Genomic DNA, 26,142 nt, shown 5'->3' with positions numbered 1-26,142 from the left:
GTTTTCACCTATCGGCGGGGAGCAACAAGAGGTCTTCCACGTCGCACAGCGCCAGTGAGTCGAGGCGCAGCGCCGCATCGCTGAAGTCGTGAGTCCGGGAGAGGACGTGCGGCACGGCCACGCAGAGAGCGCCTGCCGCCGTCGCGGCCCGGACTCCCCGGTGGGAGTCCTCGAAAGCCAGGATGCCCGTAGGGTCGACGCCCAGGCGCTGTGCCGCCCGTAGGTAGAGATCCGGCGCCGGCTTCACCCGCGGCACGTCCTCCGATGTAACGACCACGCTGAAGGAATCGAGGAGTCCGAAACTCTCGAGGTGGGGTATCACGGAGGCGGAGCGGGAGCTCGACGCGATGGCGAGCGGTAGGCCGATTCGTTCCGCCTGCGTCACCAGGCGCCGGACTCCCGGTAGCGGCGCCTCATAGGTCATCCAGGTTCGGAACAGGTTCTCGCCCCGGAGCTCCAGCTCGGCCGCGCTGATCGTCCCGCATCGGGCCGCCAGATCCTCGAAGGGGTTGAAGTCCTGGAGTGTGCCGCCGATGGAGGCGACGTAGCGGTCGTGCGGCAGTTCTTGGGACAGGGAGCGATAGAGCCTGGTGAGGACGGCCAGCCAGAGCACTTCGGTGTCTGCGACGAGTCCGTCGAAGTCGAGCACCAGGGCTCGTTCGCCTGCGTTCACGGGTTGGTCACCGCCCCCGAGCGGTGGGGGACAAGTCGAACATCGGCTTGAAAGGTGGTGTGCCGGCCGAATGTACAGAGTGCGGCCGCCCCGTACAGCGTGCTGATCGCTGCGAACAGCAGCAGCGGATGGGTTTGGAAGAGTACTGCGGACAGGTATCCGGTCGGAATCGACACCACGGCGGTGAAGGTCTGTACGGCCGCGAAGAATGTGGCTCGCTCCGAGGTGTGCACGCAGCTCACCACGCCGGCATCGCGGTAGGACTCCACCAGGAAGGGGCCGCCCGAGGTGAGCATGGTGCACAGGCACAGCAGGGTGAGGTTCCCCGGGCCGAGGGTCAGGAAGAGTGTCCAGCCTGCCAGACTGGCGACGAGTGACCATCGTGCCATGGTGTTCGCCGAGGCTCGTCCCGACGCCCAAGGCATGACGACCGCGTAGCAGAGCAGGGCGGTGACCGCGCCGAGAGCCGGGACCGAGCCCACCACCAGAGCGCTGTACCCGAGGTTCTTCGTGAGGTACACGGCCAGGAACACGTTGAGTTGGACGGCGACAAAACTTAGCATGTACATGGCGACGAGGCGCCGCAGCGCGCTGTGCCGTCCGGCCGCCCACAACAGCCGGCCACTGTCGATCACGCTCCGGAACAGTGGTGTGCCGGCGTGGCGCTGCCTGGCCTCGATGCCCGCCTGCGTCTCGACCGTGTACCAGTGACGCAGACAGTTGTGCAGCAGCATGGCGAGCCCGCCGACAAAGAACAGCACGCGCAGGCTCGGCACCGTGCCGTACCTGTCCATGCAGAATCCCACGATCGGTACGAGCAAGCCCGCGAACATGATCACCACTTTGATGGCGGCGAAGACTCGCGCACGGTCCTCTTCCCGACTGTCCTCGGTGGCCAGTAGCCAGAAGGACACGTTGACGATCTTGGACGACGCGTTGAGGAGATAGCCCAGGAGGAAGAACCAGAAGTTGTTGCTGAAAGCCCACACGAACATCGGGACGACCCAGGACGTCACGTCGAACCAGAACGTGGCACGACGTCTGCCCATCCTGTCGGTCACGGCACCTGCCACCAACTGGAACAGGAACGCGACGTAGAGGTTGGCCGACAGGATCCCGCCGATGGCCACCGTGCTGAGGCCGACGCTTTCCATGTACAGCGTCGCGTAGTACAGGGCGGCGGTACCGAAGATCGCCCAGAACGGCTCCGTATAGATGCAGTACCGGGCGTTGGGGTGAAGACGTGCCACGAAGCGGCGGCGCTTCACGAGCGGATCACCGCCTTGACGGATGTGACCTCGACTTTCCGTCCGGTTTCCGGGTCGTCACCCATGGTCGCCTCGAAGGCGCTTCGGAAGTCCTCCATGTCGACTTCCGTGGTGACCATCCGAGCGAGCTCCGGAAGGTCCGCGGCGAAGTCGATGGCGGGGCCTATGGCATCGTGCAGCGGGACGGCCGCAATGATGCTCAGCCCGTCGTCGATGAGTCTGGTGGGCGCGATCTCGACCCGGTACGTGTCGTCGTAGCCCATGGGCACCACTCGGCCGCCCTTGGCAACGGCCAACATCGCTGCGGTCAGCTGGTTGCCGACTGCGTCGATCACCACGTCGAACTTCTTGCCGTCGGTGAGTTCCGCGATCCTCTCCGGCGTCAGTTCGTCGGGGTGCAGGGCGTGGTGGGCGAAGCGCTCGGCGAAAGCACGGCGGAACGCGTTCGGTTCCGTGGCCACGGTGAGGCGACTCAATCGTCGGGTGATGCTCTGGCACAGAAGTCCGATGGCGCCGGAGCCGATGACCAGGACGGATTCGTGTGGCTGCAGGTTGGACTTGAGGACGCTGTTCAGCGAGCAGCCCAACGGCTCGATGAGACTCGCGACCTGCCAGCTCATCCCTTGGGGGATCGGGTAGAGGTACTGCGCGGAGCCCACGAAGTATTCGGCGAAGGTGCCCGCAAGCGTGAAGCCCACCTGGTGGTCGTCAAAGGTGAAGCAGTAGCAGTAGGCGCCGAGTCGGCAGTTGCGGCAGGTTCCGCAAGACTGGGTGGGGTTGATGATGACGCGGTCGCCGATCTTGAGGTGTTTCACGGCTTCACCGACTTCCACCACCGTGCCCACCCCCTCGTGGCCGAGGATGGTGCCGATCCCGGCCACGTCGAGTTTGCCCGCGAGGATCTTGTGGTCGGTGCCGCAGATGCCTGTCATGGCGATCCGGACCTTCACGTCGGTGGGTGCTCGCAGGATGGGCTCCTCGACATCGACGAGATCCATCCGGCCCGTTCCTGCATAGACGAGAGCTCGCAACTCCCGGCCTCCGTTCAGTTGTGGTGTCCGTAGTCGGTCAAGGCGGTGTCAATGGCACGCTCGACCTCGTCGAGCTGTGCGGGTGTGTGGCGGTCGGAGAAGACGAAGTAGCCCTTGGTGAAGATCCGGCAGCCGGTGAGGACATCCAGCAGGTGCGTGCGGAAGGGGTCCGTCCAGAAATCGGGTGCGTTGACTGTGCCCAGGGAGAAACTCGAGTAGTCGCCCCGAAGCTCGATGTGTCCGCCCAAGCCGAGGACTTCGATCCGGGCCCGGAGGGCTTCCATCATGTCGACGGTCCGTGCGCGCCACGACGGCCAGGTGGGGACCGCGTCCATGAGGTCCTCGCAGGCCAGTGCGGCGGCGAGTGCCAGTGACTCGCTGGAGTGGGCGTTGCTCATGCGTACGTCCTCGGCACGCATCACCAAGCGGCGGTGGCCCAGTATCGCCGCCAACGGGAATCCGTTCGCCATGCCCTTCGAGAGGCACAGCAGGTCCGGCCATACGTCGACTTCACCGCACGTGGCACGTCTGCCCATCCGTATGCCCGACGTGACCTCGTCGAAGATCACGACCGCTCCCACGGTACGCACCGCGTCCACGACGATGCCGAGGTGGTCGGCAGACCAGCGGTTCGGGCACATCACCACTGCGGCAATGTTCCCCGCGTGCTCGCGCAGGAGTCCGAGGAGGCGCTCGGGGTCGCCGGGTGAGGTGGTCAGCGTCAGTGCTGCGACGGCTTGCGGGATGCCGAGGGCAGTGGGCCGTGCGGAGTAGTGCGATGGCGCTGCCCAGTCGTGCCATCCGTGGTATTCGGTCGCCACGACGAGGTCGCGTCCGGTGGCCGCGCGGGCGATTCGTACCGCCCCGCTCACCACATCGGCACCGCTTTTGGCGAACTTCACCGCTTCGTAGACACCGAAGCGGGCCAGGAGTCGCTCGGCCAGGGCCAGTTCGAGGGGGTCCGCCACGGAGAACGCGCTGCCTCGTTCCAGCACGGTACTCACCGCTTCCCCGACCTCGGGGCGGGCATGCCCCCATGTCGCCGTACCCATGGCCATCTCGCAGTCCAACCAGGTACGACCGTCAAGGTCGGTGAACTCGGCGTCCTTGGCCCGCACTGCCACGATCGCGCCCCGCCCCGGAAGGAGTCGGTGAGGTGTTTTGGCCAGGGTGCTGCATCCGGCGGGAATCATGTGGCCGACCGCGCGGAGCCAGGTGAGGCCGGCCGATCCATCGGGGGTGGCCATTTGATCGTTCGTCACCGGACCTTGCACCCCGGCCAGCAGCCGGCGTGGAGGTCCTCAAGACCCACTCTGTTGCCGTGCAGGTCGATGACGATGTCCCCCGTCTGAGTCTGAAGGCGCTGAGCCAGCCACATGTGGTTGTCGAGCAGGCGGACGAAGTTCTCGACCAGGATCAGCAAGGGCTTCGGTTCGGTGAGGAGGGCGGGCGGCAGTAGGTGTGGGAGGAGAATGGGCCTCTCCCCGTCCACTTTCGTCGAGTAGTCGAGCACGGCATGCCGATCGAGGGGCGAGGCGGCGGCAAGCGCTTCCCAGACGCCGGCGGCGTCGGTACGGGTCTCGGCGAGATCCACCGGAACGAAGCGCTCGAGGTCGGGCGTGTTCGTCAGTGCATTGACCAGGCGAGGGATCACGTCGTTGTCGACATGGTTGCCCCAGGTCTTCCAGAACCGTGCGAGGTTGCTCTTGCGGTTCCCCGCCCGGTGGACACCGTTGCGCAGCTCCCAGTGGTAGGAGGTGACCCGCGGGTCGATCACCGTGCGGTAGCCGAGCGCCCTGGCCCGCATCTGGTAGTCGAAGTCCTCGTATCCGTTGAAGTACCGCTCGTCCAGCAGGCCGACGTCGTTTCGGACCTGCCGGGTCATCGCGAAGAGGGCGAAGACAGCCAACTGAACGGTGTACGGCGCCCCGGGCAAGTCTTCGGGTCGGGAGTTGAGAAACAGGTGCCGGCCCAGCGTCTCACTGAACGTGATGCCGCAGTGCTGTACTCCACCGGTGTGCGGGTACAGCAGCACGCCGGCGGTCATCCCGCTTTCCGGATGGTCGTGCAGGGTCCGCAGCATCCCCGATTGCCAGCCGGATGCCAGGATCAGGTCGGAGTCGACGAAGAACACGTGGTCGCCCTCTGCTCTGGACAAGCCCTGGTTGAGGGCTTGTCCGCAACCACGAGGGTTCACGTTGTGCACGGTCTCGACTGTGATGGCGCCGAGCCGTTCGGTCTTCAGAGTACGGGCGAACTCCTCGATGAGCTCGCCTACTTCGGGCCCCGAACCGTCGTTGACCATGATGAGTTCGGTGTCCGGCTCGACGGTCAGCCTCAGCGACTCCAGGAAGAGCGAGAGAACTGTGGGCGATTGATAGATCGGCACGATGATGCTGCTACGCAAGAGAACCCCCACGCGTTGGAGCGACTTCGGAGCACGGTGCGAATCCGGCTTCCGAGTGCGCGAAGTTGGGCTGACGACATGGACAATCGGGGCAAGACGCCAGGATGGCTGGCTCAAACCCCCAGTATTCAACGCGTCTACACAAAATCGATCAACAGGTGGAAGCCTGAACGTACTGCGGGATTGTTGTCAAACAAGCTCCGCGACGCCGCCGAGACGAGCATCCGTGATCCGACCTGCGCGAACCTCCCTTCGCGTGGCATCCGCACCGCAACAGCTCTGGCCGAATGTCGTCTCGATCGCATGGGTTCGTCGGCTTGAATGCCTTGGTTGCCGAAAAGGGGACCATCCCGCCGCAGGAACGCCGGGAGGTCCCACTTCAGAAGGCGGCAGGTACTTGCGAGGCGCGCACATCGGGTGCCTCGCCGGCCGGGCCTTCTTCAGGAGTCGTCGTGCTCCCCAAGCGCGGCCTGTGCGGGGCTGCCGGGAGGCTCCTGGTCAGCGGCGGGCTCGGCCGCAGAGGCGTCTTGCGCCGGTGTCGGTCGATCGTCTCGGGGCGGGGGACAAGGCCTCAAGGGGAGGGGGTGAAGCGACGAACGATCTGCGCATGGCTCGTCAGCGTTCTGGGCGTCGCGTGCCGGACGCGTGGCGTCCGGCACGCGGGCGCGGTCAGAGAAGGGTGAGGGTGAGTGTCGCGGCGTAGTCGCCGACGGGTGTGTACTTGGGAACGTCGAGGGCCACGCCGGCGTCGGCGGTGACTTCGCCGCCGGTCAGGTCACCGTCGGGTGCGGATGCGAGGGTTGCGCCGTCCTTTCCGATGGTCCCGGCGCTTCCCGCCACGCAGGTGGTGGGACTGTCGGGTTTGGTGGTGCAGGTGGGTGTCCAGGTGAGTCGGTCGGCGTCGATTTTGCCCCGGGGGCCTGTGAAGTCGGTGATCTTGCCGGTGAGTGACCAGCCTGTTGTGCCGCCGCGGAAGTCCTTGACGGTGATCGCGTTGAGGTTGCCGGTGGAGGCGCCGCCCTTTCCGAAGGCGACCGGGGGGAGTCGGACCGGATCCGCTGTGGTGGACATGGTGAGCACGCCGGCGTTGACCGAGGTGGTGAGGTGTTGTTCGGCTGTTCCGGGGCTGGTCGGATCGGTGGGGTCCGTGGGGTCGGTCGGCTTGTCGGGCGTGCCGATCTTCCACGCCTGACCGGTCGAGCCATTGCACTCCGACTGGACGATCTTGGCGCCGGTGCCGGTGGACCCGCCCTGGACGTCGAGGCATTTGCTGCTGTGCTTGGAGACGACGCGGACATAGCCGTCCACCAGGCTCTCGAAGCGCCAGCGCTGGTTGTTTCCCCAGCCGCAGTCGTACTGTTTGATTTCGGCTCCGTCGGCGGTGGAGTTGTCGGCGAGGTCGAGGCATTTGCCACTGTGTTGGGCGAGGACGCGGACGTAGCCGTTGTCGTTGTCCGTGAATCGCCATTGGCTGTTCAGTCCGCCGGTACATGATTCCTGGGTGACGGGTGCCTGGTTGTCGGAGACACTCCCGGGGACGGTCACGCAGGCGCTGCTCTTCTTGCCGGTGATCGTGTTGAGGGAGTCACCTCCGGAGCCGGAGACCCGGCCGGTCTGCGTGTCGATGGAGACCTTCGTATACCAGGGGAGGTTCATGGTCGTGGCATCCGGGAATTCCAATGGCAACCACACGTACTTGGAGTCGTTGACCCGGTTCGGATTGGACCACGTACCCGCCCAGCGGTCTCCCATGTAGAGGAAGGAGGTGGTTTCGCTGCCCTCCACAGGAAGCACGAACGTCGTCTGCGAATGGTGTCCGTTGTGGTTGCCGACGTCCCTCATCGGCGACCACGGACCTGCGAGGCTGGTGGCGGTGGCGTACTTCTGCTGGTTCGGGTCCCAGTAGCTGGTGCCGGAGGTGAGCATGAAGTAGACGTCCCCGCGCTTGAACAGGGCGGGAGACTCACGGTGTTGGCCGGGCCAGGGGTTCGCCACCAGTTGCTTGACCTGTGTGTAGTCGTCGCTGAGTTCGTAGATGTGAAGGTCGGCGTTGTGGTTCGCGGCGGAGATCATGTAGGCCTTGCCGGCGGCCTTGTCCTCGTACACCGTGATGTCACGGGACATGTGCTCGGCCCCGGATGCGTCCTTCGGGCGGAAGGAACCTTTCCATTCGTACGGGCCGTCCACTGTGGACGAGACGGCCACCGCGGCCCGGGCCTCGGCATAGGAGTCGTCGGCCTCCTTGTGCATCCACATGACGAACTGTTTGGTCTTGTCGTTGTAGAGGACCTTCGGACGCTCGATCACTGCGGAACGGATCTCGGGGTCGGCTTCCTGGGTCAGGACATGGCCGCGAGGCTCCCACTCCTTGAGGTCCTTGGAACGGTAGGCGGAGACATAGCGGAACTTGTTGTCCTCGCCGCGGTCCTCGCCGAACCAGTAGTAGTACTCGCCGACTTTGAGTACGCCACCACCGTGGGCCTGTACCCCTGCCCCGGTCGTGTCCGGGAACTGGGTGCCCGTTTCGGCCGTGACGGGTGCCGCCATCGCCGCGGGCACGACACTGAGGACAGGTAGAAGCAGGCTCAGGCCTGCCAGGATGGATCGGATTCTTCGCATGCGGATCCCTGACGTCATCGCGCACCCGATGGCTTGTGGCAGATGAGAGGCGTCCCGCCCTGCATTTGCACAGTAACCAACATTTCTGCGCGTGAATCAACATTTGCCCAGAGGTTGGCTCACGAAAGGACGCAATGTCAACAGCTCGTAAACACTTGTGACATGTGGTGTGTGGTGTGTGGTGAAGCTGATGTGTCAGCGCATCCCCAGGTTGCCTTCCGGCCCATTCCTTCCATTTGGTCAACGCGAGCCGGCCCCTGGCGCGCGTCCTCGCGAGCCGTGCGAGGGGCGGAGTAGGCGGGACGTGACGGCACGGCTGGTTGCCGGGCCTCGGCCGAACCGGGGCCACGGCGTCGAGGGCTGACGGCACCGGCCGTCGCGGTGATCAGAGACCTGCGTGGTCATGGAGAAGTTCGGCAGGCCGGCCACGCGCTCCCTGCCGGTGACGAGCCGGGGCCCCGTCACCGGCAGCGAGCCTCATCCTGTTCGGAACTGCTGGTTTGTTCCCCCGTTGCACGTGTACTGGACAGCATCCGCGCCGTTGGCGGGCGAGGCGCCGGCGATGTCGAGACATTTGCCGCTGTGCCTGGCCACCAGACGAACGTAGCCCCCGCCCGCCTCGATCCGTGACCACTGTTGGTTGGGTCCGTTGTTGCAGGTGTACTGGGTGACGGGAGCGGCGTCAGCGGTGGACGCGCCCGTCACGTCCAGGCACTTGCCGCTGTGCCGCACCACAACATTGACGTGACCATCCGGGGTGGCGCGTAGGGACCACTGTTGGTTGGGTCCGTTGTCGCAGGTGTACTGGGTGACGGGAGCGGCGTCGGCCGTGGACGCGCCCGTGACGCCCAGGCACTTGCCGCTGTGCCGAGCTTGCAGTGCCTGCCAGTCGGTCGGGCCGCGGAAGGCCCATCTCTGGTTGCTCCCCGTGGTGGGCGGGTGGACGCCGACCGGGGCGCCGTCCGTGGTGGAGGCGCCGGTAACGTCGAGGAGCGTACCGGTCGCGCTGTTGACCAGTGTGTACTGCCCGTCGCCGGTGGTGGAAAGCATCCACCGCAGGTTTGCCGACGGTCCGGGCGGGGCCAAGGCGAGCGCGCCGCCGACAACGCCGAGGAGTTTGCCGCTCTTGACGTTCTTCACGCGATAGGAAGCGGTGCTGCTCCAGTCGCCGGGCACCGAACGGGTGAAGGCCCACTGCTGCGCCGTGTCGCCGTGGTTCGGCACCTGCTGGACGAGGGTGTTCTTGTCGAGTGTGGTACCGGCCAACGCCATGCCGCTGTTGGCGTTGACGAGGAGGCGGGAAGCGGCGGAGGGGACGGCGGTCGCCTCGGTGTTCACGCCGGATGCGCCTGGTATGACGAGGGTCGTGACCGAGTTGGGCCCAAGGGTCACCGTGAGCCGTTTGCCCGAAGTGGCGAGGTCGGCTTCTCGATGGACGTTCTTGGTCGTGTCCGTGGTGTAACGCTTGACCGGTTGCGGGGAGACCGTCCGGAAGGCGCTGAGGTCCAAGGTCACCGTCCGGGCCGTGTGCGTGGGGTTGGTGTGGACCACCACTGCGCCCTGACCGCCGGGTCTCACTGCGGCCAAAGTGGCTTCGTCGTCCGTGGTGATGACGCGCGCCCCGGGCCGGATGAACCTGCTGTACTGAGCCATCGCCCAGTACTTCTTGTTCTTCCGCAGTGGCTCCCGCGCGGCGTCCGCCGGGGTGAAGTCGGTCTGGATCAGACCCCAGTTGGAGTTCTCGTGGGCCGGGGTCATGTTCTCGTAGTCCTCCACCGCCTGCCACAGCACCCATGCCCGGGGCTCCAGTTCTCTGAGATCGTCGGTGATCCGACCGGCGAGGTCGAGGGCGGGGCTCATGTCGGTGAAGCTCTGCGGACCCCGGCCGCCAAGATCCACCTCCGACATCCACAGAGGGGTGCCCGCACCCTTGGCGATGTCGCGTGGCCCGGTGCGGCCGTTCGTTCCGTAGGTGTGGGTGTTGAGTTTGCCGATGGCGGAGCGGGCCGAGTCGTCGTAGGCATTCCAGTTGGCCCGGAACGTGTTCGGGTTCGTCTCGTCCATGGCTGCGATCGGCGTGCGTAACCCTTTCGCGTCCAGCTCCGAGCGGAGGGCGGTGATCATGCGAGTCTGGGAGTCGAGTGCCCAATGGGAGCCTTCCTGGCGGCCGCCGGCGCGCCAGAAGTTGGTGTTCGGCTCGTTGATCGCCGACACGGAGCCGAAGGTGACGCCGGTGGAGTCCTGCACACGCCGCAACGCCCCGGAAAGGTAGGCGGCGAAGCGTTGGTATTGGTCGGAGCGGAGGTTGTCGTCATTGGGGTTGACCGCGCCAGTCACGAGTCCGCTGTTGGTCATGAAGTAGGGAGGAGAGTTCGAGAACGCCTCGAAGGTGTCCGCACCACGGGCCTTGGCCGCGCTGAGCCACCAGCGCTGGTTGGGGTCGGCGTCCGGGTTCCAGTGATCGGGGTTGTCGGGGTTCCACCAGTTGGGCGTCTCGGCTCCGGGGCGGTTCCAGTAGCCCGGTACGGCAGCGCCGACGCGCATGTAGGGCTCGGTCTCCGGGCTATCGCCACCGCCGATGTTGTAGCGGGCGATGGTGAAACCCAGTCCTTCGGCGCTGTAGAGGGCGTCGGCCAGCCGATTGCGCTGGGCGTCGGGCCAGCCGCCGGTCACATCGGCAAACCAGGCGAGCGAAGTGCCCCAACCCTCGAACGGCTGCTGCTGGTAGCCGGGGTCGAGACGGATGGTCACACCGGGCGGTTCGGGTGGGTCGGCCGCTGCGGGAGGCGACACCGCCCCGCCGACGAGCAGCGTGGTGACGGCGAGGGCCGACGTGGCGATGCCGGTGCGCTTTCGGCGGCGCGATCCGATGGATGTTCTTCTGTTGACAGGCACCACTGTTCTCCAGTCGTGTGGGGGCGGTTGGGAGGAGGCGCGGACGGGATGCGGCCAGGCCGGGCCCGGCCAGGCCTGCCCAGCGGAGGGCAGGCCGACGGACCTGCGTCCACCCTTGACGGGCGGTCGCGAGGGCGTATGTCGGGCCCTTTGACAGGTCAGGGCGTGCCGATGCTTGCTGTGGGCGTAGGCCCGCATGCTCCGCAGCCATGCCGTCGGTGCTTGCCGGCCCGGCGTGTCGAGCCGTTGAAGCCGTGCGGGGTGACGAGCCGGGTGCGCAATGGCCCGGGCGCCCGGGCTGAGGTCCGTGTAGCGGGCCGGCTTGTGCGCGCCTGCGCCGAGTGGGAGAGCACGGCCCGGCGGGCACGGGCACTCCGCCGGTCGCGGGGAGAGGGCGGGAGAGTAAGGGGCAGATGGTTACGTGCGTGTTTCCCCTCTCCGTGTTTACGTTAACATTGCCGGGTGAGGAGAGTGTCGAAGTGACGCCGGGCCGTGTCAAGGAAACTGACGAGTAGAGGTGGAAGTGGTCCTGCCGGTCCGCGGCATCCCCGACCGTTTCCATCCGGTTGCATACCTTTGGCGCAACAGTCGCTCGCCGTCCGGTACTTGGCCCCGACAGAGGTGACTGCCCAGCCCTCCGTGGTGCAGCCCCGGTTCGGAGGTCCGCTTCACATGCCGCGCGGAATCGGATCAAGATCACCCGGATAACGTGGACACGTTCACCCGCGAGCGGGGTACGGGTCGCGATGAAGATGCCCGCCATGTCGAATCGATGGTTCTCAGGGCAGGGAGGTCCACCGGATGTCGCCATTCGCCGGCCGGCAGGTGCTCGATGGCGGGAGCCGTGGCGCTATCCTGAACTTTTTTGCTGGGAGGCATGGGGCAGATGGAGTTCCGGTTGCTCGGAGCGGTGTCGGTCGTCACCGAGACCGGCGGTCTGCCGCTCGGCCCCGTCAAACGGCGCAGCCTGCTGGCCGCGCTGCTGTTGCGCCCCAATTACCCCGTCCTGGTCGACCACCTGACGACCGCTCTGTGGGAACAAGAGCCTCCCGCGCGCGCCCGCAGTGTCATCCAGGGCCATGTGTCGCAGTTGCGGGCCTCGCTGACGAGTGTCGACGCCGGGGCGCACGGCGTCGAGTTGGCCACCCAGGGTCCGGCGTACGTCCTGCGCATGCCGAAGGTCCTGCTGGACGTGCACCGCTTCGAAGATCTGGTGGCTCGGGCACGTGAGCAGCGTGGCCCGGCCGAGGCCGTGACGATGTACCGAGAGGCGCTGTCGCTGTGGCAAGGGCCGGCCCTGGCCGACGTGTGCCCGAGCCCAACGCTGCAGGCCGCCGCACAGGCGTTGGAGGAGCTGCGGCTCGCCGCGGCGGAACAGCTGGCGGCGGGCTGCGCGCGATTGGGTGATCACGCCGGGGCTGCCACTGTTCTGCGCGCCGAGGCACTGGCCCACCCGCTGCGCGAATCGCTGTCCGTCGCGCTCATGGAGGCGCTCCAGCGAGCGGGGCGCCGTTCGGAGGCGCTGGACTGGTTCCATCGCACCCGGAAGTTGCTCGCCGACGAACTGGGCGTGGACCCGGGTCCGGAACTGGCCAACGCCTACGCCTCGGCCTTGCGCGGCAGTGAAGGAGACGCGGCGCGGGCGACCGGAGGAGACGCGGCGCAGGCCATCACAGGGGGCAGGACTGAAGCGGACGTCGTGGTTCCGGTTGCTTCCCCGGTCACCCCCACGGCCGTCCCGCTCCCTGCCGCCGTACCGGACGCCGCCGCCCGGCACGGTGCGCCCGATCTGCTCCCGCGCGCGCCGCGCGGCTTCCACGGGCGGGCGGAGGAGCTCGGCGCCCTGTCCCGGGCCGCCACGGGCGAGGCGCCGGTCTGTCTGGTCACGGGGCCCGCCGGGGTCGGCAAGACGGCCCTGGTGCTCCATTGGGCACACCAGGGCCGCCGCGGTTTCCCCGACGGCCGGCTCCACGCCGACCTGCGCGGCTTCGGCGACACGGGCGCGCCGTCCCTGATGGAGGTGCTGCGCGAGTTCCTGGCGGCGCTCGGTGTCGTGCGCCACCGGATACCGGAGTCGACGAACGGCGCGGCCGCGCTGTTCCGGTCGCTGACCGCCGACCTGCGACTCCTCGTGGTGCTCGACGACGCGCGTGACTCCGAGCAGGTCAGGCCGCTCCTGGCAGGCGGTCGTCACTGCGTCACCGTCGTCACCAGCAGAAACCGGCTGTCCGGGCTGATCGTCACCGACACCGCCCGGCCCGTGGCCGTGGACGTGCTCGGACCGCAGGACGCCACGATGCTCCTCGCCGGGGTACTCGGCACGGAACGGGTGCTCGCGGAGCCGGTGGCCGCGCGGCGGATGGCCGAACTGTGCGGCGGGTTGCCGCTCGCCCTGCGGGTGGCAGCCGCCAGGCTGGCGCAACGGCCCGGCTGCTCGCTGGGCGCGATGACCGCCGAGCTGTCCGACGAGACGCGCAGGCTGAGCCTGCTGGACGTGGAGGACACCGGGGTGCGGGCGGCGCTGCACCTGACGCTGCAGCAGCTCCCCCCGCAGGTTTCCCGTCAGTTCGCCCATCTCGGCCGTCACCCCGGAACGCACGTCGACCGCTATGCGGCGGCGGCTCTGGCGGGCACGGACCCGGCAACCGCCGAGACATCGCTGGAGCGGCTGACCGCGGCCCACCTCGTCACGGAATCGACGCCCGGTCGCTGGACGCTGCACGATCTCGTACGGCTCTATGCGCGGAGCCTGGAGGCCGGGTCGGATGCGCTCAAGCGTGTCCTCGACCACTACATCGCCACGGCCCTCGCGGCCATGACGGCGGCCGAGCCCGGTAACGAGGACTGCTTCCCGCTGCCGGCGGACTACCTGCCGCCCGCCGCCGTGAGGGAGTTCGTCGACCGTTCCGCCGCCGTGGCGTGGTACGCGGCCGAGAGGGACGACCTCACGCCGGCGGTGGCCGCGGCACACGCCGCCGGACTGCACGGCAGGACCTGGCGGATCGTTCTGCTGCTGTGGCCGTTGATCGTGTGGCGCGTGCGGGACGGCTGGGTTCCGCTCCTGGAGACCGCGCTGGAGGCGGCGCGGGCCGACGCCGATCAGCACGGCGAGTCGCGCGTGTTGAACGTGCTCGGCTGGGTGCTGATCGAGGAGGGGCGCATCGAGGAGGCGGTGACTCGTCTGGGGGCCGCCTCCGCGCTCGCCGCCCGGTCCGGTGATGCGATCGCCGAGGCGAACGCGCTGATCGTCCTGGCCGTGGCGCAAGCGGCACTCGGTGGACCGGACGAGGCCGCGCGGGGATGCGAACGGGCGTTGGAGCTGGCGCGCACGGCCGGAAGCCGGACCATCGAGAGACTGTCCATGCAGCACCTCGCCCGGCATCGGGTAGACGCCGGGAAATGGCGCCAGGCCCTCGACACGGCGACCGAGGCCCTCGCCTTCGACGATCGCTCGGACACGGCCGACGTGCCCCGGATACTGCTGCTCATGGTGAGGGGAGAGGCGCTGCTGGGGCTCGGGGACGAGGCTGAGGGCATCCGGCAGCTCGACCAGGCCGCCCGGGAGGCGGAGTCCTCCGGCTACGAGGACGGCGCGGTCCGGGCACTCGGCGCGCTGCTGCGGGTATCGGCGGATACGGGACTCCAGTCACGGTACGACGCGGCGGTCGCGCGACTCACGACGCGAACATGAGGTGAGTGGCCATCACGGCCATGAGGAGGGGAAGGGGCCTGGAAGGTCGGGGGAGACGATGGAATGGACAGGCCGCCCCTCCGGGAAGGAGGGACGGCCGCAAGCGTGCCGGGTACTACTTCGGGCAGGTTTCCTGGGTGACCTTGCCGCCCGCGGTGGTGGCGGTGGCCGGGTCCATCGACAGGCACTTGCCCGTCCAGTTGTTGATGAACGTGTAGGCCGGCCGGGACCCGGTCGCGGTGGCGAGCTTGGTCGGGATGACGTTCCACATCTGACTGCCGGAGAACCAGCGGGTCTCGCAGTCCCACCAGAACAGCTGGGTGCCGGAGCCGGGCGGGGTGCCGTTGTTGTAGGGGACGGTCAGGCACTTGCCGTTGCTCGCCTTGATCCAGTAATGGCCTTTGCCGTCGTACGACGGCTTCTCGGCCCCCCACTGGTGGCTGCCGGGCGGGGTGGACTGGCACTCGCGCTGGGTGACCAGGCCGCCGGTCTTCGAGCTGTCGAACTCGGGGCCCCGCACCATGCAGCGGTTGTACAGACTGTTGACGTAGGTCTTGTTGGCGTTGACCAGCCAGATCATCCGGTTGCCACCCTTGACGAAATTGTCGTCGTTGTGGTCGATGATCGCGTTCACCAGGCCCCAGCCGGGGAAGTCCGTCATGACGATGCCGACGCGGCCGGCACTGTTGTTGAGGTGCTTCATCAGCTGGTAGTCGACACCGAGGATCGCGGCGCCGTCCTCGAGCTGGAAGCCGCCGGCGTAACGGGCCGGCGAGAGGCCGAAGGGGGCGTTGGACGCCGACGAGTACGTCAGGTACAGGTCACTGGAGGGGGCGGTGATCGCCTTGTTGACGTTGCCCTTGACGTAGCCCCACTTCTCCTGGATGTCCGACGGCGCCCAGTGGTCCTCCTTGTGGTCGTTGAAGCCCTTGATCCCGTAGCTGTCGTCCGCTTCGACGCTGTCGAAGCTTCCGAGGACGAGCTTGCCGCGCACCTTGCCGAGCGTGGGAACGTCCGCCCGGCCGGTGCCCGATGCCGCAGGAGCGTAGAAGAGGCCGGGGTACTTCGCCACGTAGTCGGCGAAGATCGATCGGACCTTCTCCGGGGTCACCGACTTCGGGTCGTTCGCGCAGTCGAAGAGGCCGACGTCCGAGTAGGGGCACTCGGCCTTCAGCCGCATCACGATCGTCTCGGTCGGGTGCGCACGGAGGAAGGACTGCGCCTTGGTCAGGACGTCGTCGAAGTTGGCCTGCTGGTAGAACGCGCTGTGGTGGATGGTGAAGTACTGGTTCTCGGTGACGCGGGCCCGGATGTCGATGGCCCGGATTCCGCGTTCCAGCTGCGCCGTCAGCGTGTTCGCACTGTCGCCGTAGTCCTCCTGCGTCTGCACGTCGTCGCCGCCGTGGATGGCGAGCGTGTCGTGGGTGCCGGGGATGGACATGTTCGAGAGCGCGGTGTCGCTCGCGATGCCCCACATCCACTCGGCCCGGTCCGCCTGGCCGAGGTTGCGGTAGGCGTCGCCGTTGGTCGACCCGGCCGCCCCGGCAGTGGTGGGCGCCAGCAGTGCCGCGCCCAAGGCGACACAGACCGTCATCAGACGTACCAACGGGCGGGACCGCCGGCGCGGATCGGCGCCGGCGGCGTGGGGGGTGGTGCGGGGCATGGGACTCCTGTCCGAGTGCGGGGCGGTACGGCACCCAGCCTGATCCCAACCGCTGACGCTTCTCTGACGTACCGCTCACGCCCCGCCCCCCACGGCGAAGGCGGAGGTGACCGACCGCCGCCGTGTCCGTCCGTCAGCCGTTCCGTGGGGCGCCGGACAGGACGCTCGCGGCCGTGGCGGTGCTGACTGGCTGCGCCCTGCCGCCCACCGGATGCGGGATCAAGCGCACCGGGGTGATCGAGAGCGGCCACGCCGCGATCGTCAAGGTCGCCGGGTCCGGCAAGAGTGCTGTCCTCAACTTCGTCTCCAAGGAGGGCGACCGGCTCGTCCCTGCCCCGTTCACCCCGTTCGACGGCCAGACCATCGCGCCCGCAGCGCTCGTCCGCCTGCTGCTGGACGGCCCCATGGGTCGGGCCGGGGAGGCTGGTCTCACCGCGGCGTTGCCGCGGCAGCCCGCCGGGAAGGCGGACGCGGTGACGGTGAGTCCTTACTCGCAGGAGCGAGGGATGACGGTCCAGGTGCCGTTCCCCGTCGGTGACCTGTCGGCGCCGGCCCGCAGGCAACTCGTGTGCACCGTCGGCGTCTCCGCCGTGGCGGACACCCTCAGCCCCGTCGTCCTCCAGCGCACGGACACCGTCCTCCCCGCCGACGAGTGCGGCCTGGCCCGCTGACCGGGCCCTGTCGCCGAAGTGGACCGTAGGTCATCGGCTGCCAGTCAGGATCCGGGGATGCTCGACTCCGTTCCACGGTCCGGATGGCACACCGCTCAACCCGCGCCGGGGAACGTCTTCGCGTAGAGGGTCATCGGTCGGACCGCCTCGACCAGAGCCGCAGCAGTCGAGTTGCCGTGGTTCCGATCCCTGACCCTTGACTTTCCCAGTGGGAAAGTGGGACGCTCACTTTCCTACTGGGAAAGTGAGGTATTGCCATGGCCGACATCACTCCGGAGCAGGCAGGTATGGCTCTTGAGGCAGTCGAGCGCGCCCGCCATCAGGTCGCCGAGGAGGTGGGCCTGCCCCGCAGCTACTGGTGGTCGATGGCCGCCGGCTGGCTCCTGTTGGGGGCACTCGGCAACCTGACGCCCCCATGGTCGGCCGGGCGGCGACCCTGGCCTTCGGCATGGGGCACGCGGCGCTCGCGTCACGGCTGCTCGACGGTCGCCGGCGTACCGGTCAGGTGCAGGTCAGCAGGACGGTCGCCGGCCGCCGCGTCCCCTTCATCGTGATCGGCATGCTGCTCGGGCTCGTCGCGGTCACCGTCGGCGTGGCGCTCGCGCTCGACGCCGACGGCGCCGACCACGCCGGCATCTGGGCGGCCGCGCTGGTCGCGCCCGTCATCGGATTCGGCGGCCCGGACATGCTGCGTGTACTGCGCAGGTGGGTGCGGGCATGACGGACGCGCGTTTCGACGAACTCATCCATCCCAGCACCCGCCTGTCGCTGATGGCGACACTGGCAGCGGTTGACTGGGCGGAATTCGCCTTCCTCAAGGACCGGGTCCAGCTGTCCGACTCGGCGCTGTCGAAACAGCTCACGACACTCGAGGACGCAGGCTACGTCGCCACGGAACGCCGCCTCAGCGGAAGCCGTCACAGGCGCTACGCGCGGCTTTACCGGCGACGGGCGGGAGGCTTTCAAACGGCCATGTCGCGGCACTCCGGGAGATCCTGGCCGGCGCCACGACTCCAGCCGAGGGCCCGCAGGCGTGAAGCGTCGTCAGCGTGTTGCTCGGCGGCGCGGGAGGACGACACTCACTGTGCTTCCGCGTTCTGGATGCGGCACACACGGCTCTGCGCACTGAGGCACCACGTGGCCGGGCCCCTGATGTCGGAGCCGCCGACCACGGCCGCCGGGCGCGGGCCGTCACTCTGGTGGGCCGGACGGCTTCTGAGAGGTCCTCACCCGGGTGGGGGAGGGGGATCGTTCCGGCGGTTGACGCCACCTCGCCGCGGTCGATGCACCGTTGGGAACATGACCGGTGTTGAACGGACGGAGAAGGCGCCCTGGAGCGCTTGGCGGCAGCGATGGCCGCGCTGGGCGGCCTGGGCAACGGTGCTGTGGGCGGTGCTGTACGCCGGCTTCGGCCTGGCGTGCGTGCTGAGCGGGACGTCCTTGCTCTAACCACGGCGCTGGCTCGGAGGCCTCCGAGCTGGGTTGGGCGGTCGTGGTGGTGGGTGCGCTGGCCGCGTTGGCCAGCGGAGCGGTGGTGCGGTTCGGGCTGCGGCCGGCGTTACGGGGAGGGCAGGTGCGGTTACCCGCCCCCTGCCCCGGGTCGCCGTCACCGCGGCCCCGGGGCGGGGTGAGCGAGCGTCGTCCTTGGCCCCGGTGGAGATCCGGCGAGTCCGTCCCCATGGTTTGAGCCGAGTCCGTCCTTCCAGAACCTGCGCGGGATGTGGTGCGGCCGCGTCGCACGTCCTCACGGCACACCAGCCGGCGAATCCGCGCCCGCGCGCTGTTCGCCGGGACGGCCCGAGTGGCGCGCTCGGCCGTGCCCGCGGACAGGTGCCGGCCCGACGCGGTGACGACCGCGGTCGACGCCCCGGACCCGACCCGTCGGCGTTGTTCGAAGCGGTGGTCGGCAACCTGCCGCACTGTTGTTGGCCTGTTTGTCTCTCGCCGGTGCGAGGAACAGGACAATAGGGTCCGGAGGAGACCATATGGTGATCTTCCTCCACGCGAAGGAACTCAGTGTGATCAGTCAGCGCTACGGTGATCTGGAGCTGCATTACACCGGCAGTGTTTCGACTGCCTGGCCGCTGGCGATCAGGCCCAGAGGCGAACGTGTGAGCACCCACCCCCGGATCATGGCCGGTCAACGACAGGACGGTTGGTGGCCCGCGGGATTCCAGTTCTCGAACGGGACGAACCTCGCGGACGCGGGGTCGCTGTTGTTGCGGGACCTCTCCGCCGACGGGAGCCTCTTACGGCCGGCTGCGGGGTGGGACAAGGTCGGTGACCTCCCGATGATTCTCAACGACGAGCGCGAACTGTCCTTCGCGATCTGGCGGCCGGTACCTCCGACGGGATACGTCGCCCTGAGCGACTGCGTCTCCGGCGCAGGGGGCCCGCCGGAGACCGCGATGTGCGTCAGGCAGGTACACAACGGACGGACGTACGCACGTCAGGGCGAAGTCGGCGAGCAGTTGTTCGAGTACGCCGGGATGCGGTTGTGGTCGGTGCTGACTCCGCCCTACCCGGACGGGGACCTCGACGAACGTTTGTTCCTGCCCGTGGGCGGGTTGACCGCCGTGCGCACTGCCGGGCGGCCCAACCCCACGCCCACGACCTGGATCCTGGACCTGCCCGCCGTCGTGGAACGCCAGAACGGCCCCGGCATCCCGGTCCTGACGTCGCCCGCCAGGCCCCCTGCGCAGACGAGGGTGACCGACCGCACGGTGACCGTGCCCTACGTCATGGTCAACGACCCCAACCGCACTGTGGCCTGGCAGATCGAGAACTCGCCCTTCTACCGGATTCGCCGCCACCGGATGTTCGATCTCGTCCTCTTCCGCGACAATCGCGCCGGAACGTTGCCCCAGCCGGAGTCACAGAGCATCACCACGGGGGTGACCCGTGAGGCGGGTTCCGCCTTCAGCGTGACTACGGGCATCACCGTGGGCGCGTCGGTCGGTGTGGAGATGTCCGCCAAACCGTTCGGCGTGGGTGCCAGTACCACCGTCACCGCTTCTGTCTCCGCCTCGGTCGAGGTGGGATACGAATCCCGCCGCAACGTGTCGACCATGGTCGAGGAGACCCTGGAACGCGGGCTCGTCATTCCGCCGCAAAGCACCGGCTGTCTGTGGATGGAGCAGCACGAACTCGTGCCCATCCGCGCCGACGGCAGCACCCTCAGCGCCCAGGCGTCCCTCGGGTTCCGTACGGACTACTACGTGACCGGCGAATTCCCCGGCGGAGCCGGCGTCATCCCCTTCACCAGCGACGCCTCCGGCAGGCGCACCACGCTGCCCGCCAGGCACCTGCCCCCCGACCGCCCCCGGGCCGCTGCCGACACGCCGACAGCCGACGGCGAACCGGCCGAAGAACAGTAGGAAGACAGTCCCACCGTGACGAAGGGGATGACACCACCGCCAGCGCTCAGGTGCCCGTCTGTGGGACATCCCACAGACGGCGACCGCCCGCAGCTGTGCGACATCCCGCGCGGGTTCGCACGCCCGAGGGCACGCGCGGAAGCTCGTGCCGCAAGTGCGCCCAAGGCCGCCGCGCAGCCATCCGCTCTGGCCCTACGGGCTCCAGGGCTCGCGCGGAACGTCGGCGAGGTGAATGGGCATCCACGGAAGGGCTTCCGCCCGTGAGGTGAAGACGGCCGCCAAACCGATCTTGGTCCAAGGCGACGAGCAGCTCCCAGCCGGCGCGGGCGGCGGTGGCCGCCGTGATGGTGGGTGTGCCGGTCCGGGGTGGGTGAGGTCTGCGGCGCTGAACGGGCGCGTGGCGACCATCGATCGTGCCACGGGTCGCGAGGTGCACCCCTGTCTGATCACTCGGGCGGGCAGGGAAGAGTTCAGTGAACTGGGTGCTGACCCAAGTTGATCCGCAGGCCTGCCTGAAGCGGCTGCGGTCGCTGATCTCAGCGAATCCGTACGAGCTGGAGCCGGTGCGCCCACTCGTCACCTTCGACTTGAGCGAGTACCGGCTGATGGGCAGCACGGACGTCCTGGCCGGCCTGGACAGCCGTCCCGTGCTGATGGACCTCTCGCCTCGACCTCTGGCCCGCGGAATTCGAGTACCTGGTACGGCAGTTGGTTCGAGGCCATCGGCCTGGACAGCCTCAACACCGCGGCCGTCGCAGGAACGAGGGCGTGGACGCGGTGGCGATGAACACCGACCCGGTCATGCGGGGCCTGTGCGTCATCCAAGCCAAACGCAGCGCCAAGGTGGTGGCCTTCGAGTCGGTCCTCCGCCCTGGCCGGCGTCGTGGAGCACAAGCGGGCGGCCAAGGGCATCCTGGTGACGACCTCGTGGTTCGGCCAGGCGAGCCAGGCGTTCGCGAACGACCACGGACGCCTCGAACTCCTCGACGGCGCCAACCCGGTCCACCTGTTCAAGGAACATCTCAACCTGGATGTCATCCCGGGCCCCGTTCCTCCCAAGCGCCGGCCCCGCTGACGACGGGCCTACGGCGTGAGCCCGGGCGCTCCACGATGGACTTCGGCGCGCCGCCGAGGGCGAGAAGGGCCGCAGCTCCAGAGAGGGCTGTCAGGACGGCAAAGAGCAGGCCGGCCGGTCACAGTTTAATGGGACGGGCCGGTTCGGATTAGTGGGACGGGCCGGTTTCGGACGGCCGGCAGACTTGGGCAGGGACGCACCAGGGCGGGGGCCGGCCTGCCGGGACGGTGGGGCCGAGCACGCAAGCGGGGGCTTGAGTGCCCGGCTGTCGTGAGGTCTTCGCGTCGTCACAACGCGGGTGGGGGCATGGGGAGCGACGACGAGCTGTGGCGGAGGCGCGAGCTGATCAGGCTGATCAGTGAGCAGGCGGTCGTGGTGCGTACGGAGGGCAGTGGGTTCGGCACCGGTTTCCTCGTGTCCGGGGACACGGTGCTGACGTGTGCGCACGTCGTCCACGGGCACACGTCCGTACAGGTGCTGACCGGTGCGGGAGCAGTCGAGGCCGAAGTGGTCGCCACCGCTCCGGAGAGCCGTGGCACCGGGGCTGTACACGACTTCCCCGATCTCGCGTGCCTGCGCCTGCGGACCCCCGTGCCCGGCATCGGGGTCTGGCTCGGCCACCAGACTCCGCCACCCGGCGACGAGGTGGTGGTGCACGGCTTCAGCAGGCCACACCTTGGAGCCGGGTGAGCAGCCGCGATACGCCTGCATCTGGTGGTCGCCGGGCAGAGCAGCCGGTTCGTGCGGCTGCAATGGGACCTGGTCGTCCAGGGTTTCAGTGGCGGTCCGGTGCTGGACTTGCGCACCGGGCAGGTTTGCGGCGTCCTCAAGGCGTCCCGCGACGAGCGCAGCCCCCAGGGCGGGTGGCTGGTACCGGTGGAGGCCGTCAGGGACCATTTCCCGGACCTCGCCGAACGCAACAGCCGAGCCCACGTGCCGGTACGCCCTGGTGCGATGCGGCCCTCGGCCGGGCCCGTCGGCAGAACGCGCTCTTCGGGGCCTCTCGCGGGGGCCCGCGGGAGCTCGCGAGACACTTCCGCGCAGGCAACCCCGGCCCAACTGCTCGCGCACGGTGCCATGCCCTTCGTGGACCGCCCCGAGCGTGCGGATCTGCTGGCGTGGTGTGAGGGCGAAGCGGACCGCCGGCTCCGGCTGCTCCACGCACCCGGTGGGGCCGGCAAGACGAGGCTCGCCGCGGAGGTGTGCAGTGCTCTCAACGGGGCGGGGGTGGATCGCCGGGTTCGTACCGAAGGACGCCCCGGTGCGTCAGGAGTGGCTGGAGCAGCTGGCCGACGCCCTGGACACCGGGCTGAGTGCGCTCGTCGTCTTCGACTACGCCCAGGCCAGGCTGGAGGAGATCGTCGCGCTGCTGGAGCATGTGGACCGGTACGGCCCCGAGCGCCATGCGACTGCGGCTGCTTCTCCTCGCACGATCCGACGAACCGCTCTTCGAGGCCTTGCGCAGCAGGGTCGACGACCCGGCGCTGCCCGAGAGACCAGTGTGGTCGCCCTGCCCAGAACCATCGACGCAGAAGGAAACCCCTCGTTGGCGCGGCGGGCGTTCGGCGTGTTCGCCGACCGTCTCGGCTGTGGATGGCTCTCGCCGCCGGGACGCCTGGCAGCAACGCGCCGAGTGGCAGGACTCGGTTCTGGACGTACTCGCGCTCGCCCTGGACGCCGTGCTCACTCTGCGCCAGGGGCACACCTGGCTCGACCGGGGAGACCCGCTGGAGCGCGTCTGCGACCACGAACTGCGCGGCTGGCACGCGCTGGTCGCCGCCGAGTTACCGGGGCAGGCGGCGCTGGCGGGTCCGAGTGGGCGCGCGCCTGTCCGACGGGCTGTTGCTCGTCCCACCCTGGCCCAGGGGCTTGCCGGTCCCGCACTCGTCGATCTGCTCCAGCGGGTCCACGCCGCCGCCTTTCCCGGGATGCCCCCCGTACACATGATCGGGGTCCACGGGTGCCTCCGGGCGCTGTACCCGCCCCGGACGGTCGGGTCGCTCCACTGGAGCCGGACCGGATCGGCGAGATCCTGGTACGCCGGGTGCTGCAACGGCCGGAGAGTTCGGGCCGGGCCTCGGCCTACCTCGCGGAACTCCTGGATGCGAGCACCTCCGGGTCCCCGGCGGTGCGGGTCTCGGCAGCGGCGGACACGATGGAAACCCTGGCTCGTGCCCGCGGGTGCACGGCCGTCGGCCGGATCGAGTCCCACCCGTCGCACACGGCAACTGGACAGCGCTCTGCGGGAGGCGATCGCCGGGCGGCCCGAGGTCCTTCTGCCCGCCCTGACGATCACCGGTGGGCTGGTGCCGCACGCCGAGCCGCTCGCCGCGCTCGCCCTGCCGTTCGTGGCGGACGCCAGCCGGGAACTCCTCGAGTCGGTGGACAGCCACCTGCCGGACTATCCGTCCGGCCTGTCCGGGGTCGCCGTGGCGGTGCTCAGCCGTCTGCTGGCCTCGACAGAAGCCGAGTTCACCGAGGACCGGCAGCTCCTGCGGCTGCAACGGCTGATCCGGTACAGCCTCCGCAGTGACGACGTCGGCGGCCGGGACACCGCGCTGGCGGCCGCCCGCGAAGCGGCCGACCTCAGCCGTGACCTCGTCCAGCGGACGGGACGGCATCTCGCCGAGTACGCGACGGCGCTGAACAACTGAGTCTGCTGCTGCACCGGGCGGACAGCAACCGTGTCCGCGCTCGCCGAGAGCAGAACGGCGGTCGCCTTGTACGAGCAGCTGCTCGCGCAGACGCCGCCCGGTACCGGCCAGGCCGCCGCCCGGCGCCAGGTGTTCCTTCTGAACACCGCGGCCGCGCTGAGCACGCTCGCCCTGCTGCGGCTGACGGACGGCCAGGTCCACGCGGCTGAGGAGGAGGCGCACCGGAGCGTGGACCTGTGCCGGACGGCGTTGCCCGGCGTACGGCAGGAGGATGTGCTCCTCAGTTGTCTCGAAGTGCTCGCAGAGTGCCGGCAGCGCACGGGAATGGTCAGCGAGGCCGTGTACACGGGGGGCGAGACGGTCGTCCTCCTGCGGGATCTCGCCGAACGCCAGCCGGAGCGCTACCTCGACAGGCTGCCGACCGCGCTTTACCGACACGGACGCGGTCTGATCAGGGCCGGTGCGTACCGTGAGGCCTATCTGGTGCTGAGGGAAGCCGTGGTGATGCTCGGAGGACTTCCCGGCAAGGGCTTCGCTCCACAGGGAGACACGGCTGCGCTCGCTGAGGGCACTGGCCGAACTCTGCACCGAAGTGGCCGAGTTCTCCCACGAGCGCGTCACATGGGTGACGCAGTTGGAGTCCCTCAACCCACCAGGCACCGTGATCCGGCACGCCCCTGGGAGAGCGGGCGCCGACACGCCGGCACAGCAGGCAGACTGGGGTCGCCCATCGAGCAGCGGCCCGTAACGACTCCGAGGAGAGCAATGCCCACCCAACACACTGTCCCCGGCACACCGGCGCCGATCCGGCAGGAGCGCGCCGTCGAGGTCTTACGCCAACCCCTTCGGCCATCTGTACAACGACGAGGTCGTCTTTCCCGGCGGGACCGAGGGCCGGTACCTGCGGTGGCAGTGGAGCCAACAGGGGGTCGTGGTCGTACCGGTGGGGCCGCAGGGGATGGCGCTCCTGCCCATGTACCGGTATCCGGTCGGAGCGGTATCCTGGAATTCCCCCGCGGCGGCTGTGCCCCGGGGGAGGCTCCGGAGGTCGCGGCTGCCCGGGAACTCGCGGAGGAGTCGGGTCTGGTCGCGGCCTCGGTACGGAGCATCGGACGGCTGCACGCCGACACCGGTCTGATCGGCACGCAGACGCACGTCTGCCTGGCGGAGGTGCACCCGGTGCAGCGGTCCTCCGCGAGGCCTGATGCATCGGAGTCGGTGGCCGAACCGGTATGGGCGTCTCGGGACATGATGACCGAGTGGCTCCAGGAGGGCCGGATCACCTGTGGCATCACCATCGCGGCCTTCGCCGTCGCGACGGCGGCGATGGCTGGGACGGCCGGGACGGGAGTTCCCTTCTCCTCGTCGCCCGCCGTCCCTCCTCACCCGACTCCGGTCGCTCCGCCTAGGCCCGGCGCCGTCAGAGGGTGACCAGCCGGTTCAGGGGGTCCAGGTCCTGAATGCGGGCGCCGGGGCCTCGGCACGCCCGCAAGCCCCGCATCCTCTGCTCCGGGGTTTGTCCACCGCGCTGCTGAGGACGTGGAACGAGAGGGCCCCCGTCCGGCCGCCGGGAGCGGGCGCCACTTCCAGGCCGGCGCCCAGCCTGCCCGCCGTGGGATCCTCCTCCAGGCCGAAACGCATCAGGCGGTCCTCTCCCTGGAGGTGCTCCCATGCCCTGCCGCCCTGGCCGCGGAACACACGTCTACAGGCCGCGGCCATCCAGGCACTGAACTCCTCGGCCGAGGCGCCGAGAACGGCTGCGTCCGGCTGCTGCCCCCGGCGTATCCGGGCCAGTTCTCCCAGCAGTGCGTTGCCGTGACGACTGGCGCGACCGCCTCCAGCAGCACGTCCACCGGCAGCAGCGACAGCAGCAAGGCCGTCGAGCAGGGCCGGAGCCAACCCGGGCCGGTCCAGCAGTCGGTGGCGCCGGGCCAACGGGATGACGTCCGCGTCGTCGCGTGGGCCGGCCACGGCTGCCCCGAGCGCTCGCGGGAGCGCCTGACGATAAGACTCCCCGGCCCACTGGTCCACCGACTGCAGGGCGAGCACGACGTCGGCGCTCGCACGCGGGCGGCCGGCTCGATGCTCGGACAGCCAGTCCCGGATCGCCTTGTACTC

18 protein-coding genes and 2 pseudogenes are annotated in these 26,142 nt (G+C 68.7%); 11 read left to right on the top strand and 9 right to left on the bottom strand.

Translation table 11 applies throughout. The annotated features are described in order from the left end of the window. Positions 1-4: 4 nt before the first annotated feature. The 7 genes from ACQEVM_RS17750 to ACQEVM_RS17720 all read right to left on the bottom strand — a co-directional run bounded on the left by ACQEVM_RS17750 (position 5) and on the right by ACQEVM_RS17720 (position 10,893). Positions 5-649, bottom strand: coding sequence for an HAD family hydrolase (locus ACQEVM_RS17750; RefSeq protein ID WP_433080149.1), 645 nt, complete (start codon positions 647-649; stop codon positions 5-7). A 20-nt stretch (positions 650-669) separates the two neighbouring features. Beyond that, entirely contained in the window at positions 670-1,941 is a 1,272-nt protein-coding gene (locus ACQEVM_RS17745) for an MFS transporter (protein ID WP_433080147.1), read from the bottom strand. Then, a complete protein-coding gene (locus ACQEVM_RS17740) occupies positions 1,938-2,939 on the bottom strand; it encodes a zinc-dependent alcohol dehydrogenase (protein ID WP_433080145.1) in 1,002 nt (333 codons plus the stop codon). The genes ACQEVM_RS17745 and ACQEVM_RS17740 overlap by 4 nt, the downstream gene beginning before the upstream one ends. A gap of 47 nt (positions 2,940-2,986) precedes the next feature. Then, a complete protein-coding gene (locus ACQEVM_RS17735) occupies positions 2,987-4,219 on the bottom strand; it encodes an aminotransferase class III-fold pyridoxal phosphate-dependent enzyme (RefSeq protein WP_433080143.1) in 1,233 nt (410 codons plus the stop codon). 11 nt (positions 4,220-4,230) lie between these two features. Beyond that, positions 4,231-5,379, bottom strand: a complete 1,149-nt coding sequence (locus ACQEVM_RS17730; RefSeq protein WP_433080141.1) for a glycosyltransferase family 2 protein — start codon at positions 5,377-5,379, stop codon at positions 4,231-4,233. Between the two features lie 669 nt (positions 5,380-6,048). Continuing rightward, positions 6,049-7,938 (bottom strand): RICIN domain-containing protein, encoded by a 1,890-nt coding sequence (locus tag ACQEVM_RS17725; RefSeq protein WP_433080139.1) that lies wholly within the window; start codon positions 7,936-7,938, stop codon positions 6,049-6,051. 537 nt (positions 7,939-8,475) lie between these two features. Then, on the bottom strand, positions 8,476-10,893 hold the full coding sequence (locus tag ACQEVM_RS17720; RefSeq protein ID WP_433080137.1) for an RICIN domain-containing protein: 2,418 nt from the start codon (positions 10,891-10,893) through the stop codon (positions 8,476-8,478). Between the two features lie 886 nt (positions 10,894-11,779). Between ACQEVM_RS17720 and ACQEVM_RS17715 the strand changes: the two genes are divergently transcribed. Next, positions 11,780-14,584 carry a BTAD domain-containing putative transcriptional regulator gene (locus ACQEVM_RS17715; protein ID WP_433085233.1) on the top strand — a complete coding sequence of 935 codons (2,805 nt, stop codon included), beginning with the start codon at positions 11,780-11,782 and terminating at the stop codon, positions 14,582-14,584. 115 nt (positions 14,585-14,699) lie between these two features. Here the strand turns inward: ACQEVM_RS17715 and ACQEVM_RS17710 are convergent, their stop codons facing one another. Continuing rightward, the gene (locus ACQEVM_RS17710; protein WP_433080135.1) at positions 14,700-16,247 is read right to left on the bottom strand and encodes a phosphatidylinositol-specific phospholipase C domain-containing protein; all 1,548 of its coding nucleotides are present in this window, start codon (positions 16,245-16,247) and stop codon (positions 14,700-14,702) included. Positions 16,248-16,420: 173 nt separating this feature from the next. Between ACQEVM_RS17710 and ACQEVM_RS17705 the strand changes: the two genes are divergently transcribed. The 10 genes and pseudogenes from ACQEVM_RS17705 (at position 16,421) to ACQEVM_RS17660 (ending at position 25,455) form a co-directional block, all read left to right on the top strand. After that, positions 16,421-16,918 carry a hypothetical protein gene (locus ACQEVM_RS17705; protein ID WP_433080133.1) on the top strand — a complete coding sequence of 166 codons (498 nt, stop codon included), beginning with the start codon at positions 16,421-16,423 and terminating at the stop codon, positions 16,916-16,918. Between the two features lie 415 nt (positions 16,919-17,333). Next, on the top strand, positions 17,334-17,639 hold the full coding sequence (locus tag ACQEVM_RS17700; protein ID WP_433080131.1) for a hypothetical protein: 306 nt from the start codon (positions 17,334-17,336) through the stop codon (positions 17,637-17,639). Further along, positions 17,636-17,788: pseudogene (locus ACQEVM_RS17695) on the top strand (transcriptional regulator); the annotation flags it as partial. The gene ACQEVM_RS17700 and the pseudogene ACQEVM_RS17695, both read left to right, overlap by 4 nt. A 429-nt stretch (positions 17,789-18,217) precedes the next feature. Then, complete coding sequence (locus tag ACQEVM_RS17690; RefSeq protein ID WP_433085531.1) at positions 18,218-18,367, top strand: hypothetical protein; 150 nt, start codon at positions 18,218-18,220, stop codon at positions 18,365-18,367. Between the two features lie 662 nt (positions 18,368-19,029). Then, positions 19,030-20,295, top strand: coding sequence for a hypothetical protein (locus tag ACQEVM_RS17685; protein ID WP_433080129.1), 1,266 nt, complete (start codon positions 19,030-19,032; stop codon positions 20,293-20,295). Between the two features lie 708 nt (positions 20,296-21,003). Next, positions 21,004-21,087, top strand: a pseudogene (locus ACQEVM_RS17680) (hypothetical protein); the annotation flags it as partial. Positions 21,088-21,166: 79 nt separating this feature from the next. Further along, entirely contained in the window at positions 21,167-21,370 is a 204-nt protein-coding gene (locus ACQEVM_RS17675) for a restriction endonuclease (protein ID WP_433085231.1), read from the top strand. Between the two features lie 306 nt (positions 21,371-21,676). After that, positions 21,677-22,060, top strand: coding sequence for a trypsin-like serine peptidase (locus tag ACQEVM_RS17670; protein ID WP_433080127.1), 384 nt, complete (start codon positions 21,677-21,679; stop codon positions 22,058-22,060). A 1,481-nt stretch (positions 22,061-23,541) separates the two neighbouring features. After that, on the top strand, positions 23,542-24,024 hold the full coding sequence (locus ACQEVM_RS17665) for a hypothetical protein (protein WP_433080125.1): 483 nt from the start codon (positions 23,542-23,544) through the stop codon (positions 24,022-24,024). A gap of 324 nt (positions 24,025-24,348) precedes the next feature. Next, the gene (locus ACQEVM_RS17660; protein ID WP_433085229.1) at positions 24,349-25,455 is read left to right on the top strand and encodes an NUDIX hydrolase; all 1,107 of its coding nucleotides are present in this window, start codon (positions 24,349-24,351) and stop codon (positions 25,453-25,455) included. Positions 25,456-25,464: 9 nt separating this feature from the next. Here ACQEVM_RS17660 and ACQEVM_RS17655 read toward each other — a convergent pair whose 3' ends face one another. Further along, positions 25,465-25,995, bottom strand: a complete 531-nt coding sequence (locus ACQEVM_RS17655; RefSeq protein ID WP_433080123.1) for a hypothetical protein — start codon at positions 25,993-25,995, stop codon at positions 25,465-25,467. Between the last annotated feature and the right edge of the window lie 147 nt (positions 25,996-26,142).

Source organism: Streptomyces sp. CA-243310 (genome assembly GCF_050936775.1).
In the GTDB taxonomy this organism is placed as follows: Bacteria; Actinomycetota; Actinomycetes; order Streptomycetales; family Streptomycetaceae; genus Streptomyces.
Note: the sequence above shows the minus strand (reverse complement) of the source record. Positions and strands in the feature narration are given on the sequence as shown.

Coding starts and splice junctions, on each gene's coding strand:
- ACQEVM_RS17740 (WP_433080145.1), bottom strand. CDS start 2,939: ATGGATCTCGTCGATGTCGAGGAGCCCATCCTGCGAGCACCCACCGAC.
- ACQEVM_RS17735 (WP_433080143.1), bottom strand. CDS start 4,219: ATGGCCACCCCCGATGGATCGGCCGGCCTCACCTGGCTCCGCGCGGTC.
- ACQEVM_RS17715 (WP_433085233.1), top strand. CDS start 11,780: ATGGAGTTCCGGTTGCTCGGAGCGGTGTCGGTCGTCACCGAGACCGGC.
- ACQEVM_RS17710 (WP_433080135.1), bottom strand. CDS start 16,247: ATGCCCCGCACCACCCCCCACGCCGCCGGCGCCGATCCGCGCCGGCGG.
- ACQEVM_RS17700 (WP_433080131.1), top strand. CDS start 17,334: ATGGTCGGCCGGGCGGCGACCCTGGCCTTCGGCATGGGGCACGCGGCG.
- ACQEVM_RS17690 (WP_433085531.1), top strand. CDS start 18,218: ATGACCGGTGTTGAACGGACGGAGAAGGCGCCCTGGAGCGCTTGGCGG.
- ACQEVM_RS17670 (WP_433080127.1), top strand. CDS start 21,677: ATGGGGAGCGACGACGAGCTGTGGCGGAGGCGCGAGCTGATCAGGCTG.
- ACQEVM_RS17660 (WP_433085229.1), top strand. CDS start 24,349: ATGGTCAGCGAGGCCGTGTACACGGGGGGCGAGACGGTCGTCCTCCTG.